The following is a 20,317-nucleotide window of genomic DNA, read 5'->3' as shown; positions in this document are numbered from 1 at the left end:
GGGGAGGTTGGGACCGCCGCTTCAGGGAGAAATCTTCGCGTCGCGCATTTCCTCGAAGCGCGCCGCGCTTTTCGACAGATGGCTTCGGATCGATCGCCGCGCCGCCGTTTCGTTGCCATCGCGAATGGCCGCGAAGATGGCGTGATGCTCCCTTCGCATGCGCGCCGCGTGAAGCTTGCGCTCCGAGGCCGTCATCCGGTCCAGCCTCGCCCATTGGCGCGGAACCATGCTGCTGCCAAACGTGTCGAAGAGGCGGCCATAATAGGAATTGTGCGTCGCCACCAGAATGGATCGATGGAAGGCGAAGTCTTCCTGCGCGCCATAGCCGCCCTCGCCGACGGCCTGGTCGAGGGCATCGAGACAGGACTGCATCCGCTCGATGTCTTCCGGCGTGCGGCGGAGCGCGGCCAGACTCGCCGCCTCGCACTCGATCCCCATCCGCAATTCGAGCACGCGCTGGACGTCGTCGATCGATTCGAGGTCGTCCGGCGGAATGTTGAAGGACCGCAGCGGTGGGTTGATGGAAACGAAGGCACCAAGCCCTTGCCGCGTCGCGATGAGGCCCTTTGCGCGCAACGTCGCCAGCGCTTCTCGGACGATCGTCCGGCTGACGCCCGTTGCCTGCACGATGGCCTGCTCGGTGGGCAAGCGCTGCCCCGGTTTCAGCGCACCGGATTCGATCTGGGCGATCAGCGTGTCAGCGAGTCCGCTCCGCAGGTTGGGCACCTGCTGGATCGCGCCGAATACGACGTCGTCCTTGTCCGCCATCTGGTCTCGAAATCCCGCCATAAAGGCGCTGCCGCCAGCGCATATAGGTTGTTGCTAGCCTAACCGGACGGCAAACGCAAAAATGATCGTCCGAGCAGGATAAGCTCGTAGAAACAAAGGAATTGCATGTCGTAGAGAGACCTTCCGGCTCGGCCGATGATTCAGGGCGGGCCCTGCGGCCAGAGACCGCCAGTCCGTCGCTTTCGGACGGCTCATCCCGCTGCTCTCGACGTGATCGGCGCCGCCAACGGGACTACACTCTTCGAACCCACACCCGTGGCGAAGTGAATGGACATCAGAATGCTTCACCTTCATCTGGATCCGGTCGGCGGCATGGCCGGCGACATGTTCGTGGCCGCGCTACTCGATCTCAGGCCAGATCTGGAAGAGGGACTGAAGGCAGCGTTGGCCCTTTGCCCGCTGATTGAGACCGTGGAATGCAGCCTCCTACCCCATGATGACGGCATACTGACCGGACGCCGGTTTCTGGTGCGCAAGCTTGGCGGCGATGCCCCGCCCCCGCGGCCCCATCGTCACGGGCACGACCATGATCATGATCATGATCATGGAGATCCGCACGATCCCGGTGATCACGGTCATCACGATCACGATCATGACCACGTCGATTGGCGGCGGATTCGCCTGGCTCTTTCGCAATCGCGGCTCGACGACGCGACCAAGACCCATGCGATCGGCATCTTCACCCGCCTGGCCGAGGCGGAGGCGCGCGTCCATGGGCGGGCGATCGACGATGTCGTCTTTCACGAAGTCGGCGCCTGGGATTCGATTGCCGACGTCGTCTCGGCAGCCTGGCTGGTGGCGCAGCTGGCCGCGGAGCATTGGACGGTGGGCGCGATCCCCTTGGGTGGCGGACGCGTCAGAACGGCCCACGGGCTTCTGCCGGTTCCCGCCCCGGCCGCCGCGCTGCTGCTGGAGGGCTTCGCGATGATCGATGACGGGATCGAGGGCGAGCGGGTCACGCCGACGGGGGCGGCGATCCTGTCCTATCTCTGCCGCGAGCCGAAACCGCGAGCCGGCGCTCGGGTTCTGCGCTCCTCCGCCCATGGCTTCGGAACGAGGCGCCTTCCGGGCATCAGCAATTGCCTGCGTGTGCTGGCCTTTGAAGCGCCTGCAGCAAGCGATCTTCTGGCCGATCACGTGGCGGTGCTCGAATGCGAAATCGACGACCAGACCGGTGAGGACCTCGCCGAGGCTGTGACACATATCAGGTCCCTGCCGGGCGTTCTCGACGTCGTGCAGGCGCAAGTGTTCGGCAAGAAGGGCCGCGTGATGACACAGCTGCGCATCCTGGCTCTCCCGGCGCGCCGCGATGCCGTCCTCGCGGCGACATTCGATGAGACCACGACCCTCGGCATCCGGCACTGCATCATGGACCGGGCGATCCTGCGGCGTGAGGCGACAGCGATCGAGCATGAGGGCCGGGTATTCCATGCCAAGACCGCGGAACGGCCATCGGGTCAGACCACCAAGATCGAGGCCGATGACCTCGCCTCAACCCGAGGAGCCGGCGCCCGCGCCCGCCTGCGCGCCCGGCTGGATGTTGCGCTGAGGACGGAGGGAGAGAAGCCTTGATACCGACCCCACTCGAAGAGGTGCTCTCGTCCCTCGGCCCGATCACGATCGCCGTCAGTGGCGGCGTCGATTCCATGACGCTCGCGATCGTCGCGGGCCGCCTGCTCGGCACCCATGCCGTCGACATGGCCCACGCGGTTTCCCCCGCCGTGCAGCCGGAAGCGACCGAACGTGTCCGGCTTTGGGCACAGCGCGAAGGCTGGACCCTCGTGACCCTCGATGCCGGGGAGTTCGGCGATCGCAATTATCTCGACAACCCCGTGAACCGCTGCTTCTTTTGCAAGGGTCATCTCTATGGCGCGATCGCAGGCCTCTCGCGGCGACAGATCGTATCGGGCGCCAACATGGACGATCTTGGCGAATATCGCCCCGGGCTCGACGCCGCGCGGGCTGTCGGGGTACGCCACCCCTATGTGGAAGCAGGGGTCGACAAGGCAGGCGTCCGCAACCTCGCCCGTCAACTGGGGCTGGGCGACCTCGCCGAGCTACCCGCCTCGCCCTGCCTGTCCAGCCGGGTCGAGACCGCCATTCGCATCGACCCAGCCACCCTGACCGCCATCCACGCCATCGAGACGCTGGTGGGCAGGTCGCTGGCGCCAGAGACGGTCCGATGCCGTGTCCGCCACGCCGGCGTCGTCATCGAGCTGGATCCGTCATCCTTGGCGGCCGCAGAGGGAAGCCAGGAGCTTGTCCAAGCCATCGCCGCGCTATTGCCCGCGTCGATCGCTGGCCAGCGGATCTCGTTCGAGGCCTATCGCAAAGGCAGCGCGTTTGTCGGAGCCAAATCGTGAGCGCGGAGGATATTGTCTTCGATCACGGCCGGGCCGGGCGGATCGGCCTCGACGAGGCCGTGTTTTGCCAGGGCAAGAGCGCAGGGCAGATTTCGTCGATCCTGAACGAAGTCGCGGCGCGGGGCGATGGGCTGCTGCTGACCCGTCTCGAAAACGACAAGCTTCAACAACTGCCACCTGAACAACAGCAGGCGCTCGATTATTGCAGCCTTTCGCGGACGGCATTCTTCGGCGCGCTACGGCCGGTCATTTCGAGGGGCAAGGTGGCCATCGTCGCTGCCGGCACGTCAGATGCGCCCGTGGCACGCGAGGCGGCCCGAACCCTCCGCCATGCCGGGATCGAGGCGACATTGATTACGGATGTGGGCGTCGCCGGCCTATGGCGCCTCATGGACAGGATCGACGAAATCCGGCGTTTTCCCATCGTGATCGCCGTTGCCGGGATGGACGCCGCCCTCGCCAGCGTCCTCGGCGGATTGGTGCGGAGTACGATCATCTGTGTCCCAACATCGGTTGGCTATGGCGCAGCGGAGAACGGCCGGACGGCACTCAACGCCATGCTGTCGAGCTGCGCGCCGGGCCTCGTGACGTGCAACATCGACAGCGGCTATGGCGCTGCCTGCGCGGCGATCCGGATGCTGGGCAGCTTTTCATAAGCGCCCGCGTGGGCTCTCACTGCCGTCCGGAGCGCTATCCGATCGGCTCATCGGAGAGCCCAACGCGGCGTGCCGCACCCGAGAGATGAGCCAGCATGGCCTGGCGAGCGGCATCGGGTTGCTGCGCTTCGATCGCATCGAGAATGAGCTGGTGCTCGCCGATCGTCACGCGGGCGAGTTCCTCGGATTTCTTCTGGTTGCCCGAGGCTAGGATACTGTCCCGAACGCGTTCGGAGACGAAGGTCAGGAATTGCAGCATGTAGGCATTGCCGGTCGCAGAGGCGACCGTCTTGTGGAAATTGAGGTCTGTCGTCAGCCACGTGACGCTGCCATAGGGGACGTTGGTCATCGTCTCGAGCGCCTCGCGCATCGCGGCGATATCCGCGTCCGTCCGCCGCTGGGCCGCCAGCGCCGCCGCCTGGACCTCGAGAATTCCGCGCAATTCGAACAGGCTGCGAAACGCCGACGCCTGCTGCAAGGCGTCGTAGTCGATCGTCAGCACGGTAGCGTTCGGCTCATCGGCAACGAAGGCGCCGCGACCTTGCTGGGACCAGATACGACCCTCGGAGCGAAGCCTGGCAATGGCCTCGCGGATGACATTGCGGCTGACACCGAAGGTCAATGCCAGCTTCTGCTCGGTGGGCAATTGGTCGCCCGGCTTCAACCGGCCCTGGGCGATCTCGCGTGAAATCGAACTCGCAACCAAGGTCGAGAGATTGGGACCGCGGCTCACCTTGTCGAGCTTCAAAGTCACGCCGTTATCTCCATCAAACGTCTCGCAGGGGCAGGATCCGACCCGCGCTGAGCAGATGCAGCGGATCGAACGCATCCTTGATCCGGCCCGCCAGTTCGAGCGTCAAGGGGTCGGCACGATCGAGATAGGCCCGTTGCTTGACCCGGCCGATACCATGCTCGGCGCTGATGGAGCCGCCATGTCGGTCGATGGCATCAAAGATGATGGTCTCGGCCGCATGGAAAAGCCTGTCCATCTCCGACGCCGCCATGCCTTCGGGCGGGACTACGTTCATATGGAGATTGCCGTCGCCCACATGCCCATAGGTTACCACGAGGGCCGCTGGATGGGCAGCGGCGAGCGCCGTGAGGCTGTCTGAAACGAAGGCGGCGATGCTCGATATCGGAACGGAAACGTCGGTTCTCAGATAGCGGCCGCCACGCCCCTGGGCCTCGACCATCATTTCGCGCAGCAGCCAGAGCCGCTCTCCCTGGGTCCGGTTCGAAGCGATGACGCCATCGCGCACCCATTGGCCCGCGCCCGCCAGGAAATCCTCGATCAGGGCCCGGAGATCGACCCGCCCGCCAGCCGAAGCCTCCAGCAGGACATAGACCGGATAGACCTCGGACAACGGATCCTCAAGATCGGCACGGGCATTGATCGCGATCTCGATACCGCCACGCAGAATAAGCTCGAACGCCGATAGCAGGTCGCTGCATTCCCGCCGCGCGAGAGCATAGAGCGCCATCGCGTCCTCGACCGAGTCCAGACCGACAAGCGCAGTCTCGATCTGGGTCGGCCTGGGGAACAGCTTCAGCGAAACGGCCGTGATGATACCAAGTGTGCCTTCGCTGCCGATGAAGAGCTGCTTCAAATCGTAGCCGCGGTTGTCCTTGCGCAGGGTGCGCAGCCCGTTCCAGATGCGCCCGTCCGTCAGCACGACTTCAAGCCCCAGGACCAGATCGCGGGTCATGCCGTAGCGAAGCACGTTGAACCCGCCGGCATTGGTCGCGACATTGCCGCCCAGGCGGCAGCTTCCCTGCGCGCCAAAGGTGATGGGCAGTATACAGTCGACTGCCTCGGCCTGGCGCTTCGCCTCCTCCAGAATGCAGCCCGCTTCGACGACCATGGCGAAATCGATAGCATGGACCGACCGGACCTTGTTCATCCGCTCCAGCGACACCACGACCTCGCCGCCGGGATAGCTCGGTACCGCGGCACCGACGAGACCGGTCAGCCCGCCCTGTGGCACGACATGGATCCGATGTTCATGGCAGCAGCGCATCAAAAGGCTGACTTCCTCGACCGACCGTGGCCGCGCGACGGCCACAGGCCGGCCATGATGATCCCCCGTCCAGTCGCGGCTGTAGCGCTCGACATCGGCTTCCTCCGTCAGCAGCATGCCTGCCGGCATCGCGGCGTGAAGGGCGGCGAGCGCAGTTTCCTGAAGCGGCAGAACGGCATGCATCGGCATCAACCTGACGGGGATCCAAAACGACTAGACAATTGCATCACTTGCATGGTTATCATACAACGCTGATCTTGAACATCAAGGCGCGGCCTGCGCCATGCGATCGTTCCACTCAAAAATCGGCCGAATTCGACGAATTGGAGGAGTATTCTCGATCATGAGCGACACGCCCACGAAATTTAGAATGATGCACACGATGATCCGTGTGCTCGATCTGGACAAATCGATCCGCTTTTATACTGAGATGCTCGGCATGGACTTGCTTCGTCGGGACGATTACCCCGAAGGGAAGTTCACCAACGCCTTTGTCGGTTATGGTCCCGAGGACACGGATACCGTCGTCGAGCTGACCTATAATTGGGGACGCGAAGAAGCCTACGATCTCGGTACCGCCTTCGGCCATTTGGCACTCGGCGTCAACGACATCTATGGCGTCTGCGCCGCGCTCGAAAAGCAGGGCGTCAAGATTCCCCGTCCGCCGGGCCCGATGAAGCACGGCACGACGCATATTGCCTTCATCGAGGACCCTGACGGCTACAAGATCGAGCTCATCGACCTCGCCACCATGTCCTGACAGGGCCGTTTGAGAGAGGCCGCGCCGCCAGGCGCGGCGCTTTCCATTGGCGGCCGGTTCGCTGTGCCCGTGACGATCGTTCCTCATTTGATGATCGCGATCTTGCTGCGGTCGATCGTGATCGCGACCGCCAAGATCAGCACGCTGCCGAAGACGACATTTTCCGCAAAGATGTTGATGCCGACGAAGGTCATGCCGATCCGGACGATCGAGATGATAAGGGCGCCGACCGCCGTGCGGGCAACCCCGCCGAGGCCGCCGGTGATGGCCGTGCCGCCGACAATGACGGCAGCGATCGCGGGCAACAGAAGCTGATTGGCGAGATTGGGCGAGCCGCTTGAGAGTCGCGCCGCGAGGATCGCCCCGGCGATGGCGGCCAGCGTCCCGGAGACCGCAAAGGCGATGATCTTCGTACGGGGAACATTGATGCCGGCGGCGAGCGCGGCCGGCTCCCCGGCACCCACCGCCAGGCTGTAGCGCCCGAACCGGGTGTAACGCAGCGCAAAGAAGGCGATGAGCCCGATCAGCGTCGCAATCAGTACGACGGACGGGATGCCGCCGACGGTTCCGTTGATCCAGGCGGTATTGGCGCGGCCACCTTCCTCGATGGTGATCGCCCGTCCATCCGCGATCCAGAGCGCGATACCCGCCACGACACCGCCGGTTGCCAGCGTCGCCACGAAAGATGGGACCTTGAGCCGGACATGCACATAGCCGGAAAGAACACCGAAGACCGTGCCCGCGAGGATGGCGATCGGGAACGCCCACAAGCCCAGCCTCGGCAGGAGCTGCGCCAGGATGACGCTGGCCAGCGACGCCACCGCCTGGATCGAGAGATCGATGCCGCCGATCAGGATGACGAAAGTGACGCCGGCCGCCAGAATGAAGAGGACCGCCGTGTTGGATAGCAGCAGCATCAGCGTCTCGCCGGAGAGAAATCCGGGGGCGGCGATCTCAATGAGGAGGACGAGGACGACCAGAAGGAAAGGCGGAATGGCGCCTTGGAGCCAGCCGGCGGCCAGAAGCGATCGGATATCGGAAGCGGTTCTCATCGGATCCTCACACCATCGCCCTGACGACATCGACCTGGTCGGGCTTGTGGCCCGGCTCGGCGTCGAACCGCGCGGTGACCGCACCGTCGCGCATGACGATCACCCGGTGGGAAAGCCCGATGGTTTCCTCCAGCGTGTCGGAGATCAGCAGGATGGCGACGCCCTGGCTCGAAAGCTCGCGGACCAGCTCATAGACCTCCTCCTTGGCGCCGACATCGAGGCCGCGCGTCGGATGATCGAGGATGAGGACGCGGGAGCCGGCCGTCATCCATCGCGCCAGCACGACCTTCTGCTGATTGCCGCCCGAGAGCTTGCGGCAGGCGATATCCGGGCCGGGCGCCTTGATATGGAGGCGGCGGATCCATTCCGTCGCGAGGGTCCGCTCGCGCCGATAATTGATCACGCCATTCTGGATGACGGCCGAGAGATCGCCGAGGGTGATGTTCTCGGCAATAGACAGAAACATCACGAGTCCTTCGACGCGACGCTCGCGCGGGACATAGCCGACACTACGGCGCACGGCCTGTTCGGGGGACCGGAAATGGACGGCTTCGCCCAGGATAGTCAGCGTGCCCTCGCTATGGGGCATGAAGCCGCCGATGGTGCGCGTCACCTCCTCGCGACCCGAGCCGACCACGCCGGCGATCCCGACGATTTCTCCGGCCCGGATCGCAAGGTCGACCTTGCTGTACGCGCCGATGGCGCCGAGGCCCGCGGCTTCGACAAGGATTTCGCTTCGGGGCGGAAGCTGCCGGTCTTCCTTGTAGTAAGCGGTCTGCAAGCCGCGGCCGACCATGATCTTGTGGAGTTCCGGACCGGTGATATCGGCGGCACGATGCTCCGCCACCACTTCCCCATCCTTCATCGTGTAGACCCGGTCGGAAATGCGGAGCACTTCGTCGAGACGGTGGGACACGAAGACGAAGCTTGCGCGCGATTTCAACGACCGGACCCGGTTGAACAGTATTTCGATGTCGCCGCCGCTCAGGACCGAAGTCGGTTCGTCCAGAAGGATCACGAGGGGTCGCTCGACGGTCTCCTCGAGCGTCAGCGCCTTGGCTAGTTCCACCATCTGGCGGGCGGCGAAGGTCAGCTCCGAGGTTCGCGCGGTCACGTCGATATCGACGCCGATCTTGCCCAGCTGTCGCTTCGCGGCGGAACGCATCCCCTTCCAATCGACGAGCCCAAATCGGACGAACTGGCTCTCCTGGCCGAGATAGATGTTCTCGGCGACAGACAGATTGAGCAGCAGCGACTGCTCCTGGAACACCATGCCGATGCCATGGGCGGCGCCATCGCGGGCATGGCGCAGGCGTACCGGTTCGCCATCCCGCATCAACGTCCCGCCATCGGGCTGATGCGTACCCGCGAAAATCCGCATCAGGGTGGACTTGCCGGCACCGTTCTCGCCGATCAGGCCAACGACCTCGTTGGGGCGGATCTCCAGCGAGACGCCCTTGAGCGCAGGAACGCCTGAAAATGACTTGCTGATCGAATGCGCTGAGAGCATCGCGTCACTTCACGATTTGGAGGCGAAGGCGGTCCAGCGACAGCGCGACGGCAGCGATGATCATCAATCCCTGCACGGTCTGCTGCACATAGGGCGAGACCCCGAGCAGGATCATACCGTTGCCGAGGATCGTCACGATCAGGACGCCGATCAGCGTGTTGATGACGCCGCCCTCGCCGCCAGTCAGCGCGGTGCCACCGACCACAACGGCGGTAACGGCCGCGAACAGCCGTCCATCCGCGATGACGGCATCCGAGCGACCAAGCTGGGCAGCCGACAGCACGCCCGCTATCCCGAAGAAGAAGCCGGCAAGGCCGAAAGCCAGGATGCGCACCCGGCGGACATTGACGCCGGAAAGCTCCGCCAGATCTTCGCCGCCGCCAACCGCCACGATATGGCGACCAAGGCGCGTGTAGAACTGGACGGTGCAGGCCAGAGCAAAAGCGGCCAGCGCCACCCACACGCCGAGCGGCAGACCAGCGAAGCGCGCCAGCGCCAGGTCGCGGATTGACGGATCCATGAGGCGAACCGCCGAGCCGCCCAGCATATAGACGGAAATGCCAAGCCCGATAAACCAGACCCCGAGCGTCGCCATGAAGGAGGGTATGCGCAGCAGCGTCTGGATCAGCCCGCTGGCAAAGCCCATCACCGTGCTGGCAGCGATCGCCGCGATGACAGCCAACCAGCCATAGTGGTTGGTGTTGGCGTCATTGGTTGCCAGGAGCACCACCACCATGGCGGCGATCGACAGCGATCCCTCGACCGAGAGATCGATGCTTCCAAGCAGGATGATGAAGGTGAGCCCCATGGCCAGCGTCAGCGGCACCGCGGCGGAATTGGCGATACGGACGAGATTTCGCGGCTCGATGAAGCTGGGGTTCGCCAGCGTGATGAGAACGCAAAGGGCCAGCAGCACGAAGAGCGGCGCGGCCCGCCGGTTCGCCAGCCCGCGCACGGCTCTAAGGATCGTCGACGTTCGTTCGGGCGATCTGGCGATTTTGAGATTGTCGATATCTGCGGTCAACAAACGAAGTCCCGCTCATGGCCGGAGCGTGCCGGCAGCTGCCGAAATGCGCCGGCGATTTCGCCGGCGCGGACGGAACAGTGCGCTTCGCGCGATCTTTTACAAGAGAAACTAAGTTCTGATCGGACCCGTCACCCGTCCCCAGAGATCGTTCCAGTCGACCTTGGGCTGGGATTCGATGTTGTTCTTGTAATATTCTTCGACATTGTCCTTCGCGATGAGGACCGCCTTGCCGTAGAATTCCCGGTGATCTGCCGGCTGCGTCGTGGGATCGAACTTCTTCTGAAGCGCCTGCATCGCGATCGACAGGCCCATTCCGCCCTGCCAGAACGGGTCGGACGTGACCGTGGCGGCAAATTCGCCGTTGCGAACCGCATCGACGGCCGCCTTGATTCCGTCGACCCCGACGACGGGCACCTTGCCGGCAAGGCCTTCGGCGCGCAGCGCCTCAAGCGCGCCGGTGCCCATATCGTCATTCGCCGCCCAGACGCCCTTCACCTGATCGCCGAACCGCGTGAGAAGGTTGCCGGTCAGGTCATAGGCCTCGGAAGACTTCCAGTTGGCGACCTGGAAATCGAGCAGCTTGATATTGGGATTGGCGGCAAGCGCCTCCTCGAGACCCTTCTTGCGCTCGATCGCGGCGGTATTGGAGATCTGGCCGCCAAGCGCGATGATTCCGCCCGAGCCGCCGATCGACTTGAACAGGATCTCCGCGATCTGCTTGCCGCTGGCGACGCCGTCGAACTCGATATGGGAGACGTAGAAAGGATTGAAGTCCTGCGGATGCAGGTCCTTCGGCTTGTTCCACTGGGTGACGACATAGGCACCGGCCTTGGCGCAGGCCTCGACGATCGGGCGCGCATCCGGCGTATCGTTCGGGTCCGAATTCAGGACCATGTTGCCGCCGGTCTTGGCGAGCAGGGCCTTGATATCGGCGATGCCCTTTTCGCTGTTGCCTTCGGAAACCAGCGTCACGTGATCGAGGCCGATGGACGAAGCGAAGGCCTCGGCGCCGGCCTTCCACACCGCGTGATAGGGGTTGGATAGAGAGCGGATGGACGTAACAAGCGTCGGCTTGTCAGCCGCGAACAGCTTCGTCGGCAGCGCGGCCACCGTGGCGCCGGCAGCGACCGTCGTCAGGAAAGACCTGCGATTCATGACGCCGAAGCGCAGCGAAAATCGGTTGTTCATTCGTATTCCTCCCATTGAATGAAGCCGGAACAGATGCCGCCCTTTTTCCCCGGCATCTGAACGCAGAAGAGGTCATGTGATCTTATTTGTACGACAACCCTTCAAGAAGCTCACCATATGCATAGTCTTGACCGTCGGCAAGGGGCTTGCGAATGTGACCGCGAAAAGACGGCGTAGACGGCAGAAATGCCTAGCCGCGATGTCGGAGGGAGACGCATGCCGGACTATATCGTCGTCGGGGGAGGATCAGCCGGCTGCGTGCTAGCCGCACGTCTCAGCGAGGACCCCTCGGTCACGGTCACGCTCCTCGAAGCCGGGCCGCGCGACACGAATTTCTACATCCATCTGCCGGTCGGCTTCTTCAAGATGACGGCCGGGCCGCTGATCTGGGGATACGAGACCGAGCCGGGCAGCGAGCTCGCCGGAAGACGAATGGTCTATCCGCAGGCGCGCGTTCTCGGCGGCGGATCCTCGATCAATGCCCAGGTGTTCACGCGCGGATGCCCGGAGGACTATGACGCCTGGCGCGACGCCGAAGGGTGCCCCGGCTGGGGCTATGACGACGTCTCGGCCTATTTCAGGAAATCCGAAGGCAACGATACTTTTGGCGGCGAGCATCATGGCAATGACGGGCCGCTCGGCGTGAGCTCGACGAGCCCGCACCCGCTGACGCGCGTCTTCGTGCGCGCGGCGCAACAGGCGGGACTGCCCTACAATGCCGACTTCAACGGCGGCCATCAGGCCGGTGCCGGCTTCTACCAGACGACGACGCGCGCAGGGAGACGCAGCAGTACAGCCGTCGGCTATCTGCGCCCAGCGGCCGGTCGCCCCAACCTGACCGTGCGAACCGGCGTTCTCGTGAACCGCATCGTCGTCGTTTCGGGACGGGCCATTGGCGTCGAGATTGTCGAGGACGGCCGTCCCGTCACGTTGCGCGCCGACCGTGAGGTCGTGCTGACATCCGGAGCCATCGGTTCGCCGAAGCTGCTGATGCTTTCTGGCATCGGACCTGCCGAACCCCTGCGACGCCTCGGGATCGACATGGTTCACGACGTGCCGGAGGTCGGGCAGAATCTCCAGGACCACATGGACGTCGATGTCCTGGCCGAACTGTCGGGATCCTTCGGCATTGATCGCTACAAGAAGCGCCGCTGGCAGGCCATGGCCGGTCTCGAATATCTCCTGTTCGGCAAGGGACCCGTCGCATCGAACATCGTCGAGGCCGGCGGATTCTGGTGGGGAGATCGCAGCGAGGCGACACCGGACCTGCAGTTCCATTTCCTGCCGGGCGCCGGGCTCGAAGAGGGCATCGGCGGAGTCCCAGGGGGCCATGGCTGCACGCTGAACTCCTATCATGTGCGACCCCGCTCGCGCGGAGCCGTCACGCTGCGCTCGGTCGATCCGCGCATGGCTCCCGCCATCGATCCAAACGCTTTCGCGGAGCCCTACGATCTCGAGCGGACGGTCGAAGGCATCCAGCTGAGCCAGGAGGTCCTATCCCAGCCAGCCTTCAGGCCGTTCATCCGGCGCCTCCATCTGCCAGGCGACAGCGTGCGCACCAAGAGCGACTATGTCGCCTTCGCCCGCGAGCACGCACGCTCCGCCTATCACCCGGTGGGAACCTGCCGAATGGGCGGCGACGCCGACAGCGTCGTCGATCCGGAGCTGAGGCTGCGGGGCATTGAAGGGCTTCGTGTCTGCGACAGCTCGGTCATGCCGCGCCTGATCTCATCCAACACAAACGCCGCCACAATCATGATCGCCGAAAAGGCAGCCGACCTCATCAAAGGGACCGTGCCGGCAGCGGCTTAGCCGTCCGGCGTATCAGTCGTCGTCAAACATGGCGCTGGGTGGGAAGTCCGCCCGGCTATAGTCGTCGACGACGAACTTCCCGCCCTGGTATCGCTCCACGACGGGGTCGTCGGTTACCTTGCCCCGCACCCGCTCGGCCTGATCATCCGAGCAGTCCAGCGGCGTCCAGCCAATCTTTCGTCTGGCATCGTGCCGCCAGAAGCTTCGGCTATTGTTGGACGCACCCCAGATCACCGAGCAGTCGACCTGCCCGGCTTCGGCGCAGCGCTGAATCAGGCGAACGAAATCATCATGCGAGATCCAGGTCGAGAGATGCCGCTCGTCTCCCACTTCCGGAAGCACCGACCCGATACGGATCAGGACGCTCTCCACGGCGTGCTTGTCCCAATAGAGCCGCGCCAGCATTTCACCATAGGCCTTTGACAGGCCGTAATAGCCGTCCGGCCGCAGCAGGCAGTCCTGATCGAGAACCGCCGATCGATCATAGAGGCCGACCGCATGCACCGAGGACGGGAAGACGACACGCGCCTTCTGGCGGCGCGCTGCCTCGTAGATATGGAAAACGCCGCGCAGGTTGGGGCCCAGCACCGCCTCAAACGGATGTTCCGTCGAGACACCGCCGAAATGCAGGATCAGGCCACAGCCCTCGGCGAGGCGGTGGACGGCATCGAAGTCCTCAAGATCGAGACGGTCGAATGTCGAGCCGGTAGGAACCGGGATGGGAAGATCGACGAGATCCGTCAGCCGCAGCGTCCAGCCGAGAGCGGACAGCCTCTCGGCCAGCAAGCTTCCGATTGTGCCGGCTGCGCCAGTCAGCAACACCGGCCTGTCGAGAATTGGCAATTCCTGTCCTTTCATGCGCCCGACCTCGCGCGGTCGGCGTTACGCCGCGTGCGCCGCCCTTGCGACCGGCAGGCCGCATGACCGCATCAGTGCCGCGAGCCGCTCTTCCTCATCGCCCGCGAGGTCCAGCAACGGCAGCCTGACCGGCCCGCAATCGATCCCTGCGATGCGTGCACCCGCCTTGACGATCGAGACGGCATAGCCCGCCCGCCGGTTTCGTATCGCGAGATAGGGCAGGAAGAACGTGCGCAGAAGGGCTTCGATCTCCGCTGTGTGGCCGGCACGCAGCGCATAGAAGAAGCCGAGCGCCATCTCAGGAGCGAAATTGTAGATCGCGGAGGAATAAGTGGTCATGCCGATCGCCATGGCCGCGCTGGCATGGACTTCGGCCGTCGGCATCCCGCCGATGAAGATCAGGCGCTCCCCCATCCTGGACCGTAGAGCGGTCAAGAGTTCGATGTCCCCCACACCATCCTTGAGACCGATAAGATTCGGACACTCATCAGCCAGTTGCTCCAGCGTATCCGGGGCAAGGATCGCATTGTCGCGATTATAGGCGATCACGCCGATATCGACCGAACGGCAGATCGCGGCCAGATGCTGGCGCAGCCCATCCTGCTCGGAGCGGACGAGATAGGGCGGCAGAACCAGCAGCCCGTCGGCGCCATTCGCCTCGGCCGCCTTGGCGAACTCGATCGCCATTTGCGTGCCATAGCCGACGCCGGCCAGAAGCGGGAGATCACTGGGCATCTCCTGCGACGCCGCCCGGACCACCCGCTTGTATTCATCGAGCGTCAGCGAAAAGAACTCCCCCGTCCCGCCGGCCGCGAAGAGACCCGACGCTCCCGCCGCACCCTGGCGTGAAACATGGGCACGATAGCCCTCTTCGTTGAAGGCGCCGGAGCCATCGAAGAATGTGAGAGGGAACGACAGGAGCCCCCGAGCCAGCGAGGTCGTCAATTCGGCAGGCGAGAACGTCACGTCGAATACTCCATATCGAAACCTGTGCGACCAGATCAGCCGGTCGCACGGGCGGTGATGATCAGGACGATGGCGCGGATCGACGGAATCGCCGCCCGATATCGCGCCATCCAAGCCATGCGGCACGCGTCAGATCCACCTGCAACGGGAACTTCAAGCCGCCTACAGCGCCATCAAAATCTATTGTGCGGTTACATTGTTATATGACAAGTTATGTGTCAATCCTCATTCGAAATGCCCGCTCAGGCGGGGATTGCCGTGAGAATGGGCGGCACATTGACAAAGCCGCGGCATGGCCGGAATCGCGGCGACAGGAAGGCGGGGATAGCAAATGGCAGAGATCGAATTCAGGGCCGTCGCCAGCAACGGCCTGAACGTGACCACCATCGGGCTTGGTGGAACAGGCCTCGGCAATATGTACCGTGCCGTCGATACGGAAGCTGCGGTCCAGACGGTACATGCGGCCTACGAAAGCGGCATCCGCTATTTCGACACGGCGCCGGTCTATGGCTTCGGCGTGAGCGAAACGCGGCTCGGGCTGGCTATCCAGTCACTTCCACGCGCCGATATCGTGATCTCCTCCAAGGTCGGATACGATCTCGTCCCGATCCCCCCGGATGAATTGAAGCCCACGCTTTGGGAGCAGCCTGGCTCATTCCGTGCCGATTTCGATTACTCGCGGGACGCCGTGATGCGCTCGATCGAGGGGACGCTGCAGCGCCTCGGCACCGACTATGTCGACATGGTTTCGATCCACGATCCCGACGAAGCCCTTCATTTCGGCCCCGGAGAGGATCCCTTCGCCAGAAGTCGCTTCAGGGAGGCGATGGAAGGCGCCTATCCCGCCCTCGATGCGCTGCGCTCGCAAGGCGTCATCAAGGCCGTCGGCGTCGGCATCAACCAATGGCAGATGCTGTCCGATTTCGTCGTGGCGGGTACGTTCGACTATTTCCTGCTGGCGGGCCGATACACGCTGCTTGAGCAGGAGCCCTTGGCGACGCTGTTCCCGCTCTGCGAACAGCGGGGAACCCGGATCATCATCGGCGGGCCCTACAATTCAGGAATCCTCGCTACCGGCGCTATTGAGGGTGCCACCTTCAACACCCGTCCGGCGCCAGAGGCCGTTCTGGAACGCGTTCGCCGTATCGAGGCGATCTGCGCGGCCCACAAGGTTTCGCTCCCCGCGGCGGCCCTGCAATTCCCGCTTGGGCATCCATCCGTTGCAAGCGTCATTCCCGGCGCCCGATCCGTGGGCGAATTGGAACAGAATCTGGCCTTTCTGAAGGAGCCTGTGCCGCCAGCCTTGTGGACGGACCTCAAGGCGGCCGGGCTTATTGAGCCGACCGCCCCTGTCCCTACGGCCTGATCGCCTGCCCTAGCATTGGCGACGGCGACATGCCGTGTATTGGAATAGCCGGGAGGACGGCGGTTGGATGCACCCTCCCCGGCAATAGTCACGCTGGCGCTTCGACCTCCTCGACATCGCCGATCGCACCGCCGGAGAGCCAGGCATAGAGTTCCCAGACTTCGCCATCCGGGCCCTCGAAATAACAGCAGCGCGCGTTCCAGACATAGTCCTCGGGCGGACCGATGAAGGCGACGCCACGGCCGGTGAGTTCGTCATAGGCGGCATCGACCTCCGCGGGCGTCGCCAGTTCGACGGCGATGGCGACATTGTGCCCACCGGTCGCTCGCTTGGCCGAGACGCCCGTGTGCTGGCTGATATGGCCGATTTCCCATAGCGCCAGCGTCAGGCCGGCCCCCTTGAAATCGGCAAAGCCCTCCGCGCGGCGGCGCAGCTTGAAGCCGAGCTTGTCGACATAGAAGGCGACTGACGCCTCGACGTCCTTGCAAAGGACGCAGACATCGGTGATGGCGTGACGCTGGGCGAAGACGGTTGCGGGCGACATCGGAGAATCCCTGACTAGAGAGCGGTTGCAAGACGATCGTGGAGCACGGCACGGGCAGGAACGGCCGCGTCGGCGAGCGTGACGGCGGCGCGCAGCCCGGCTGCGGCCCGATCCCATGCCGCCTCGTCACGGGCATGAAGCATCGCAATCGGCCGTTCCGGGCCGGCGACATCCCCGACATGGATCATGCCCGTCAGCCCGACAGCATGGTCAATGGACTGGTCGGGACGCGTGCGGCCGGAACCGATCGACAGCAGAGCCATGCCCACGGCACGGGCATCGACGCGCGCCACGGAGCCCTCGCCCAATGCAAAGACAGGGCGAATGTACGGTGCGCGCTCCAGATGCGCGTCGGGAGCCCCGACGAGGTCCACCGGCCCGCCAAGAGCGGCGACCATGCGCCCGAACCTCTGAGCCGCGCTGCCATCGGCAAGGCGCGCCGCGAGCATTGATTTCGCGGTTCCCAGATCGGGCGCAAGGTCGCCCATGACCAGCACCTCAGCTGCGAGTTCCATGACGATGATCTCGAGCCGAGCCTCGCGCGGCCCGCCGGTCAGGAAGGCGATCACCTCGCGGATCTGCGGCAAACTGCCGACCGCGTCGCCCATCACTTCGTCCATGTCGCCAAGATGCGTGACCATCGGCACGCCGGCGCCCTCGGCAACCCCGAGCATGCTTTGTGCCAGCGCGCGTGCATCCTCGATCGTGGTCATGAAGGCGCCTGAGCCGAAATTGACGCTCATCACCAGCCCGTTGATGCCGGCGGCGAGCTTCTTGGACATGATGGAGCCGGTGATCAGCGGGATCGATTCCACCGTCGCCGTGACATCGCGCACGTAGTAGATCCGGGCATCGGCGGGGGCGAGGCGGCCGGTCGGGCCGATGATGGCACAGCCGACATCCGCAACCGTCTTCATGAAGACTTCCGACGGTGGGCCGATGTGGCAGCCCATGCTTTCCATCAGATCGACCTCGCCGCCCGTATGGCCGAGCCCGCGCGCCGAGATCATCGGCATATGGATGCCGCAGGCGGCAACAAGCGGTGCGAGGATGAGGCTGACCTTCTCGTCGCCGACCCCGCCGCTCGAATGCTTGTCGATGATCGTCGGGCCGGAAAGGCCGATCGAGTTCCAATCGATGACGTCGCCGGAATCGCGCATGGCGAGGGCAAAAGCCGTCGTCTCGTCCCGCTCCATGCCGTTCAGATAGACGGCCATGTTGAAGGCACCGATTTGGCCTTCGCTGATTGATCCATCGGTGATGCCTTTGACAAAAAAGGCGATTTCCTCCGGAGACAGCGTGCCGCGATCACGCTTCTTGCGGATGACTTCCTGCGGAAAGAAACGGGTCATGACGTCAGACGGTCGGACGGTTCTGGCCCTGCCAGAGCGGGAGGTCGCCCTGGTAGCGGTTTATGCCGATGTCGCGCAACGTCGCGCGACGGTGCATCTCGGCAAAATAGGGCCGGAACACCTGGTTGCGCTTCTCGACCTCGGCATGCTGCGCCAGCCAGGCGGGAACGAGCTCATGCACCTCCTCCAGGATAGCGTCCTCGTCAATCGTGGTCAGCTTGCCGTCCTGCACGACTATGTTGCCGGCCACCATTACCGTTTCGATCGAGGAACCGTTCTCGCAATAGACGAGGTGATGGCAGATGTCGTTGAGCGGCGTCCAGTTGAACCCGGACATTTTGAGTACGAGGAGATCGGCCTTCTTGCCGACGGTGAGCGAGCCGGTCACCTGATCGAGCAGGGCGGTGCGCGCGCCGACGATGGTCGCCGCCTTCAGGATCTCGCGCGACGAGACGAGGCGGGTATATTCCGGCGTGGCCACGGCATGGATCAGCCCGGCGGCACGCATGACGTCGAAGATGCGGGCCGTATCGTTCGAGCACATGCCGTCGGTGCCGAGCCCGACATTCACCCCCGCATCGATCAGCCGCCGGATCGGCGCAATGCCGGCGGAAAGCTTCTGGTTCGAGATGCAATTATGCGCGATCGAGACGCCGGCATCGCCCATCAGCGCCATATCGTCATCCGTGACCCAGACAGAATGCGCGATGGTGACGTTGCTTTTGAGCACGCCGATATCGTGCATGTAGCGGATCAGTGTCTTGCCGTAAAATTCATCACCGGTGACCGCCTGGGTCTTGGTCTCCAGGATGTGGGTGTGCAGCGGCGAATTATAGCGCAGCGCTAGTTCGCTGCTGGCCTGCATCAGCTCCGGCGTCACGCGCTGCGGGGCCGAGGCCGAAACCATGAAATAGAGCCGGCCGGCGCGGCCATGCAGGTCTGCAAAGGCGGCTTTGCAATATTCCTCATGGCTGGCGATCGTCACCTCGGGGCCGCCGATTTCGGCTTGCAACTCGGCCGGCACCAGTTCGCGCAGGAACGGCATCGTGTCGAGGACATGCTTGTCCATGACGTTGTTCGAGATCCGGGCCCGGATGCCGGCATCCTCATAGGCATCGAATACAAGCTTGTGGCGCTCGAAATCCTGGAACGGCGGGTCGAAGAAGTCGTCGACCATGGTGGTGACGCCGCCTTTCAGCGATTCCATGGCCCCGATCAGGGTCCGCAGATAGAGTAGGCGCTCGGGAATCCGGCCATTCGACAGGATTGGATAGGCGTAGAGCATCCAGATTTCGAGCGGCATATGCTCGTAGCGGCCTTTGAAGAAGGTCTCCGACGAGTGGAAATGTGAATTGACAAGGCCCGGCATGACCAGCCGGCCGCGCCCTTCGATGATCTCGGCGCCCTCCGGCGCGACAAGATCGGGTCCTATGGCCGCAATCTGGTCGCCCTCGATGAGCACGGAGCCGGTGAACGGCTCCGTGCCATCGGGGCCATCGAGGGTCAGAAGGGTAGCGTTACGGATGAAGATGGACATGGGGCTCTTCCGGATAAAAAGGGGTAGGCTCAGGCGTTGAAGCCCGGTGACTTCACCCATTCGTCGAAGACGAGATGCGCCTCCTCGGCGAGGATCCGTTCCGTCGGCAGCTTCCGCTCGGCAATCGGCAGGCTGACCTCGCTCTCGAGCGGCGCGCAGTCGAGGCCGAGCGTGGCACAGTCGGCCAGCGTGTTGGCGTAGTACATCTTGTCAAGCTTCGCCCACCAGATCGCGGCCACGCAGAGCGAGCACGGCTCGCAGGTCGTATAGATCTCGTAGCCGGAGAGGTCGGACGTCTTGAGCTTTCGTGTCGCGTTGCGGATCGCCACCACCTCGCCATGGCCGGTCGGATCGAAGCTCTCGACCGTATCGTTGCAGCCCTCGGCAATGATCTCACCATCCTTGACGATGACGGCGGCAAACGGCCGGTAGCCACGAGCGTGCAGTTCGCGGCGGCTGATGTCGATCGCATGCGCCATGATCTCTTTCGGGGTCATTTGGTCCTCCTTCATGGTTTAG

At 63.8% G+C, this 20,317-nt stretch carries 19 protein-coding genes; 6 read left to right on the top strand and 13 right to left on the bottom strand.

The window, feature by feature from the left end; translation table 11 throughout:
* Nucleotides 1-21: 21 nt before the first annotated feature.
* Nucleotides 22-768, bottom strand: coding sequence for a FadR/GntR family transcriptional regulator (locus tag OSH05_RS12705; RefSeq protein ID WP_104219714.1), 747 nt, complete (start codon nucleotides 766-768; stop codon nucleotides 22-24).
* 300 nt (nucleotides 769-1,068) lie between these two features.
* Between OSH05_RS12705 and larC the strand changes: the two genes are divergently transcribed.
* From larC to larB, 3 genes are read left to right on the top strand one after another with little or no spacing between them, the layout of a single operon-like run.
* On the top strand, nucleotides 1,069-2,361 hold the full coding sequence (larC, locus tag OSH05_RS12700; protein ID WP_104219829.1) for a nickel pincer cofactor biosynthesis protein LarC: 1,293 nt from the start codon (nucleotides 1,069-1,071) through the stop codon (nucleotides 2,359-2,361).
* A complete protein-coding gene (locus OSH05_RS12695) occupies nucleotides 2,361-3,152 on the top strand; it encodes an adenine nucleotide alpha-hydrolase family protein (protein ID WP_104219828.1) in 792 nt (263 codons plus the stop codon). Before larC ends, OSH05_RS12695 begins: the two co-directional genes overlap by 1 nt.
* Nucleotides 3,149-3,808: a nickel pincer cofactor biosynthesis protein LarB gene (gene larB / locus OSH05_RS12690; RefSeq protein WP_104219713.1), complete on the top strand. Its 660-nt coding sequence runs from the start codon at nucleotides 3,149-3,151 to the stop codon at nucleotides 3,806-3,808. The genes OSH05_RS12695 and larB overlap by 4 nt, the downstream gene beginning before the upstream one ends.
* 34 nt (nucleotides 3,809-3,842) lie before the next feature.
* Here the strand turns inward: larB and OSH05_RS12685 are convergent, their stop codons facing one another.
* Together OSH05_RS12685 and OSH05_RS12680 are read right to left on the bottom strand one after the other, a co-directional pair.
* The gene (locus tag OSH05_RS12685) at nucleotides 3,843-4,562 is read right to left on the bottom strand and encodes a FadR/GntR family transcriptional regulator (RefSeq protein WP_104219712.1); all 720 of its coding nucleotides are present in this window, start codon (nucleotides 4,560-4,562) and stop codon (nucleotides 3,843-3,845) included.
* A gap of 13 nt (nucleotides 4,563-4,575) precedes the next feature.
* On the bottom strand, nucleotides 4,576-6,009 hold the full coding sequence (locus OSH05_RS12680; protein WP_104219827.1) for an FAD-binding oxidoreductase: 1,434 nt from the start codon (nucleotides 6,007-6,009) through the stop codon (nucleotides 4,576-4,578).
* Between the two features lie 160 nt (nucleotides 6,010-6,169).
* Between OSH05_RS12680 and gloA the strand changes: the two genes are divergently transcribed.
* A complete protein-coding gene (gloA, locus tag OSH05_RS12675; protein WP_104219711.1) occupies nucleotides 6,170-6,586 on the top strand; it encodes a lactoylglutathione lyase in 417 nt (138 codons plus the stop codon).
* 83 nt (nucleotides 6,587-6,669) lie between these two features.
* Here the strand turns inward: gloA and OSH05_RS12670 are convergent, their stop codons facing one another.
* The 4 genes from OSH05_RS12670 to OSH05_RS12655 form a co-directional block, all read right to left on the bottom strand.
* On the bottom strand, nucleotides 6,670-7,638 hold the full coding sequence (locus OSH05_RS12670; RefSeq protein ID WP_104219710.1) for an ABC transporter permease: 969 nt from the start codon (nucleotides 7,636-7,638) through the stop codon (nucleotides 6,670-6,672).
* A 7-nt stretch (nucleotides 7,639-7,645) separates the two neighbouring features.
* On the bottom strand, nucleotides 7,646-9,148 hold the full coding sequence (locus OSH05_RS12665) for a sugar ABC transporter ATP-binding protein (protein ID WP_104219709.1): 1,503 nt from the start codon (nucleotides 9,146-9,148) through the stop codon (nucleotides 7,646-7,648).
* A 4-nt stretch (nucleotides 9,149-9,152) separates the two neighbouring features.
* Nucleotides 9,153-10,172, bottom strand: coding sequence for an ABC transporter permease (locus OSH05_RS12660; RefSeq protein ID WP_266352298.1), 1,020 nt, complete (start codon nucleotides 10,170-10,172; stop codon nucleotides 9,153-9,155).
* Between the two features lie 111 nt (nucleotides 10,173-10,283).
* Nucleotides 10,284-11,363 (bottom strand): sugar ABC transporter substrate-binding protein, encoded by a 1,080-nt coding sequence (locus OSH05_RS12655; RefSeq protein ID WP_104219708.1) that lies wholly within the window; start codon nucleotides 11,361-11,363, stop codon nucleotides 10,284-10,286.
* 216 nt (nucleotides 11,364-11,579) lie between these two features.
* Here OSH05_RS12655 and OSH05_RS12650 point away from each other — a divergent pair, with 216 nt between their 5' ends.
* The gene (locus OSH05_RS12650) at nucleotides 11,580-13,175 is read left to right on the top strand and encodes a GMC family oxidoreductase (RefSeq protein ID WP_104219707.1); all 1,596 of its coding nucleotides are present in this window, start codon (nucleotides 11,580-11,582) and stop codon (nucleotides 13,173-13,175) included.
* A 12-nt stretch (nucleotides 13,176-13,187) separates the two neighbouring features.
* On the opposite strand, the gene OSH05_RS12645 is transcribed toward OSH05_RS12650, so the two are convergent.
* Together OSH05_RS12645 and kdgD are read right to left on the bottom strand one after the other, a co-directional pair.
* A complete protein-coding gene (locus OSH05_RS12645; RefSeq protein WP_104219706.1) occupies nucleotides 13,188-14,033 on the bottom strand; it encodes an NAD-dependent epimerase/dehydratase family protein in 846 nt (281 codons plus the stop codon).
* 24 nt (nucleotides 14,034-14,057) lie between these two features.
* Complete coding sequence (gene kdgD, locus OSH05_RS12640; RefSeq protein WP_104219705.1) at nucleotides 14,058-14,999, bottom strand: 5-dehydro-4-deoxyglucarate dehydratase; 942 nt, start codon at nucleotides 14,997-14,999, stop codon at nucleotides 14,058-14,060.
* Between the two features lie 331 nt (nucleotides 15,000-15,330).
* On the opposite strand from kdgD, the gene OSH05_RS12635 reads away from it, so the two are divergent.
* Complete coding sequence (locus tag OSH05_RS12635) at nucleotides 15,331-16,365, top strand: aldo/keto reductase (RefSeq protein WP_104219704.1); 1,035 nt, start codon at nucleotides 15,331-15,333, stop codon at nucleotides 16,363-16,365.
* 88 nt (nucleotides 16,366-16,453) lie between these two features.
* Here the strand turns inward: OSH05_RS12635 and OSH05_RS12630 are convergent, their stop codons facing one another.
* The 4 genes from OSH05_RS12630 to OSH05_RS12615 are packed head-to-tail and all read right to left on the bottom strand — an operon-like array spanning nucleotide 16,454 to nucleotide 20,295.
* Nucleotides 16,454-16,909, bottom strand: coding sequence for a VOC family protein (locus tag OSH05_RS12630; RefSeq protein ID WP_104219703.1), 456 nt, complete (start codon nucleotides 16,907-16,909; stop codon nucleotides 16,454-16,456).
* Nucleotides 16,910-16,923: 14 nt separating this feature from the next.
* Entirely contained in the window at nucleotides 16,924-18,261 is a 1,338-nt protein-coding gene (locus OSH05_RS12625) for a thymidine phosphorylase (RefSeq protein WP_104219702.1), read from the bottom strand.
* A gap of 4 nt (nucleotides 18,262-18,265) precedes the next feature.
* Nucleotides 18,266-19,798, bottom strand: a complete 1,533-nt coding sequence (locus OSH05_RS12620) for an amidohydrolase family protein (RefSeq protein WP_104219701.1) — start codon at nucleotides 19,796-19,798, stop codon at nucleotides 18,266-18,268.
* 29 nt (nucleotides 19,799-19,827) lie between these two features.
* Complete coding sequence (locus OSH05_RS12615) at nucleotides 19,828-20,295, bottom strand: nucleoside deaminase (RefSeq protein WP_104219700.1); 468 nt, start codon at nucleotides 20,293-20,295, stop codon at nucleotides 19,828-19,830.
* Between the last annotated feature and the right edge of the window lie 22 nt (nucleotides 20,296-20,317).

This window comes from Kaistia algarum (assembly GCF_026343945.1).
GTDB lineage: Bacteria > Pseudomonadota > Alphaproteobacteria > Rhizobiales > Kaistiaceae > Kaistia > Kaistia algarum.
Note: the sequence above shows the minus strand (reverse complement) of the source record. Positions and strands in the feature narration are given on the sequence as shown.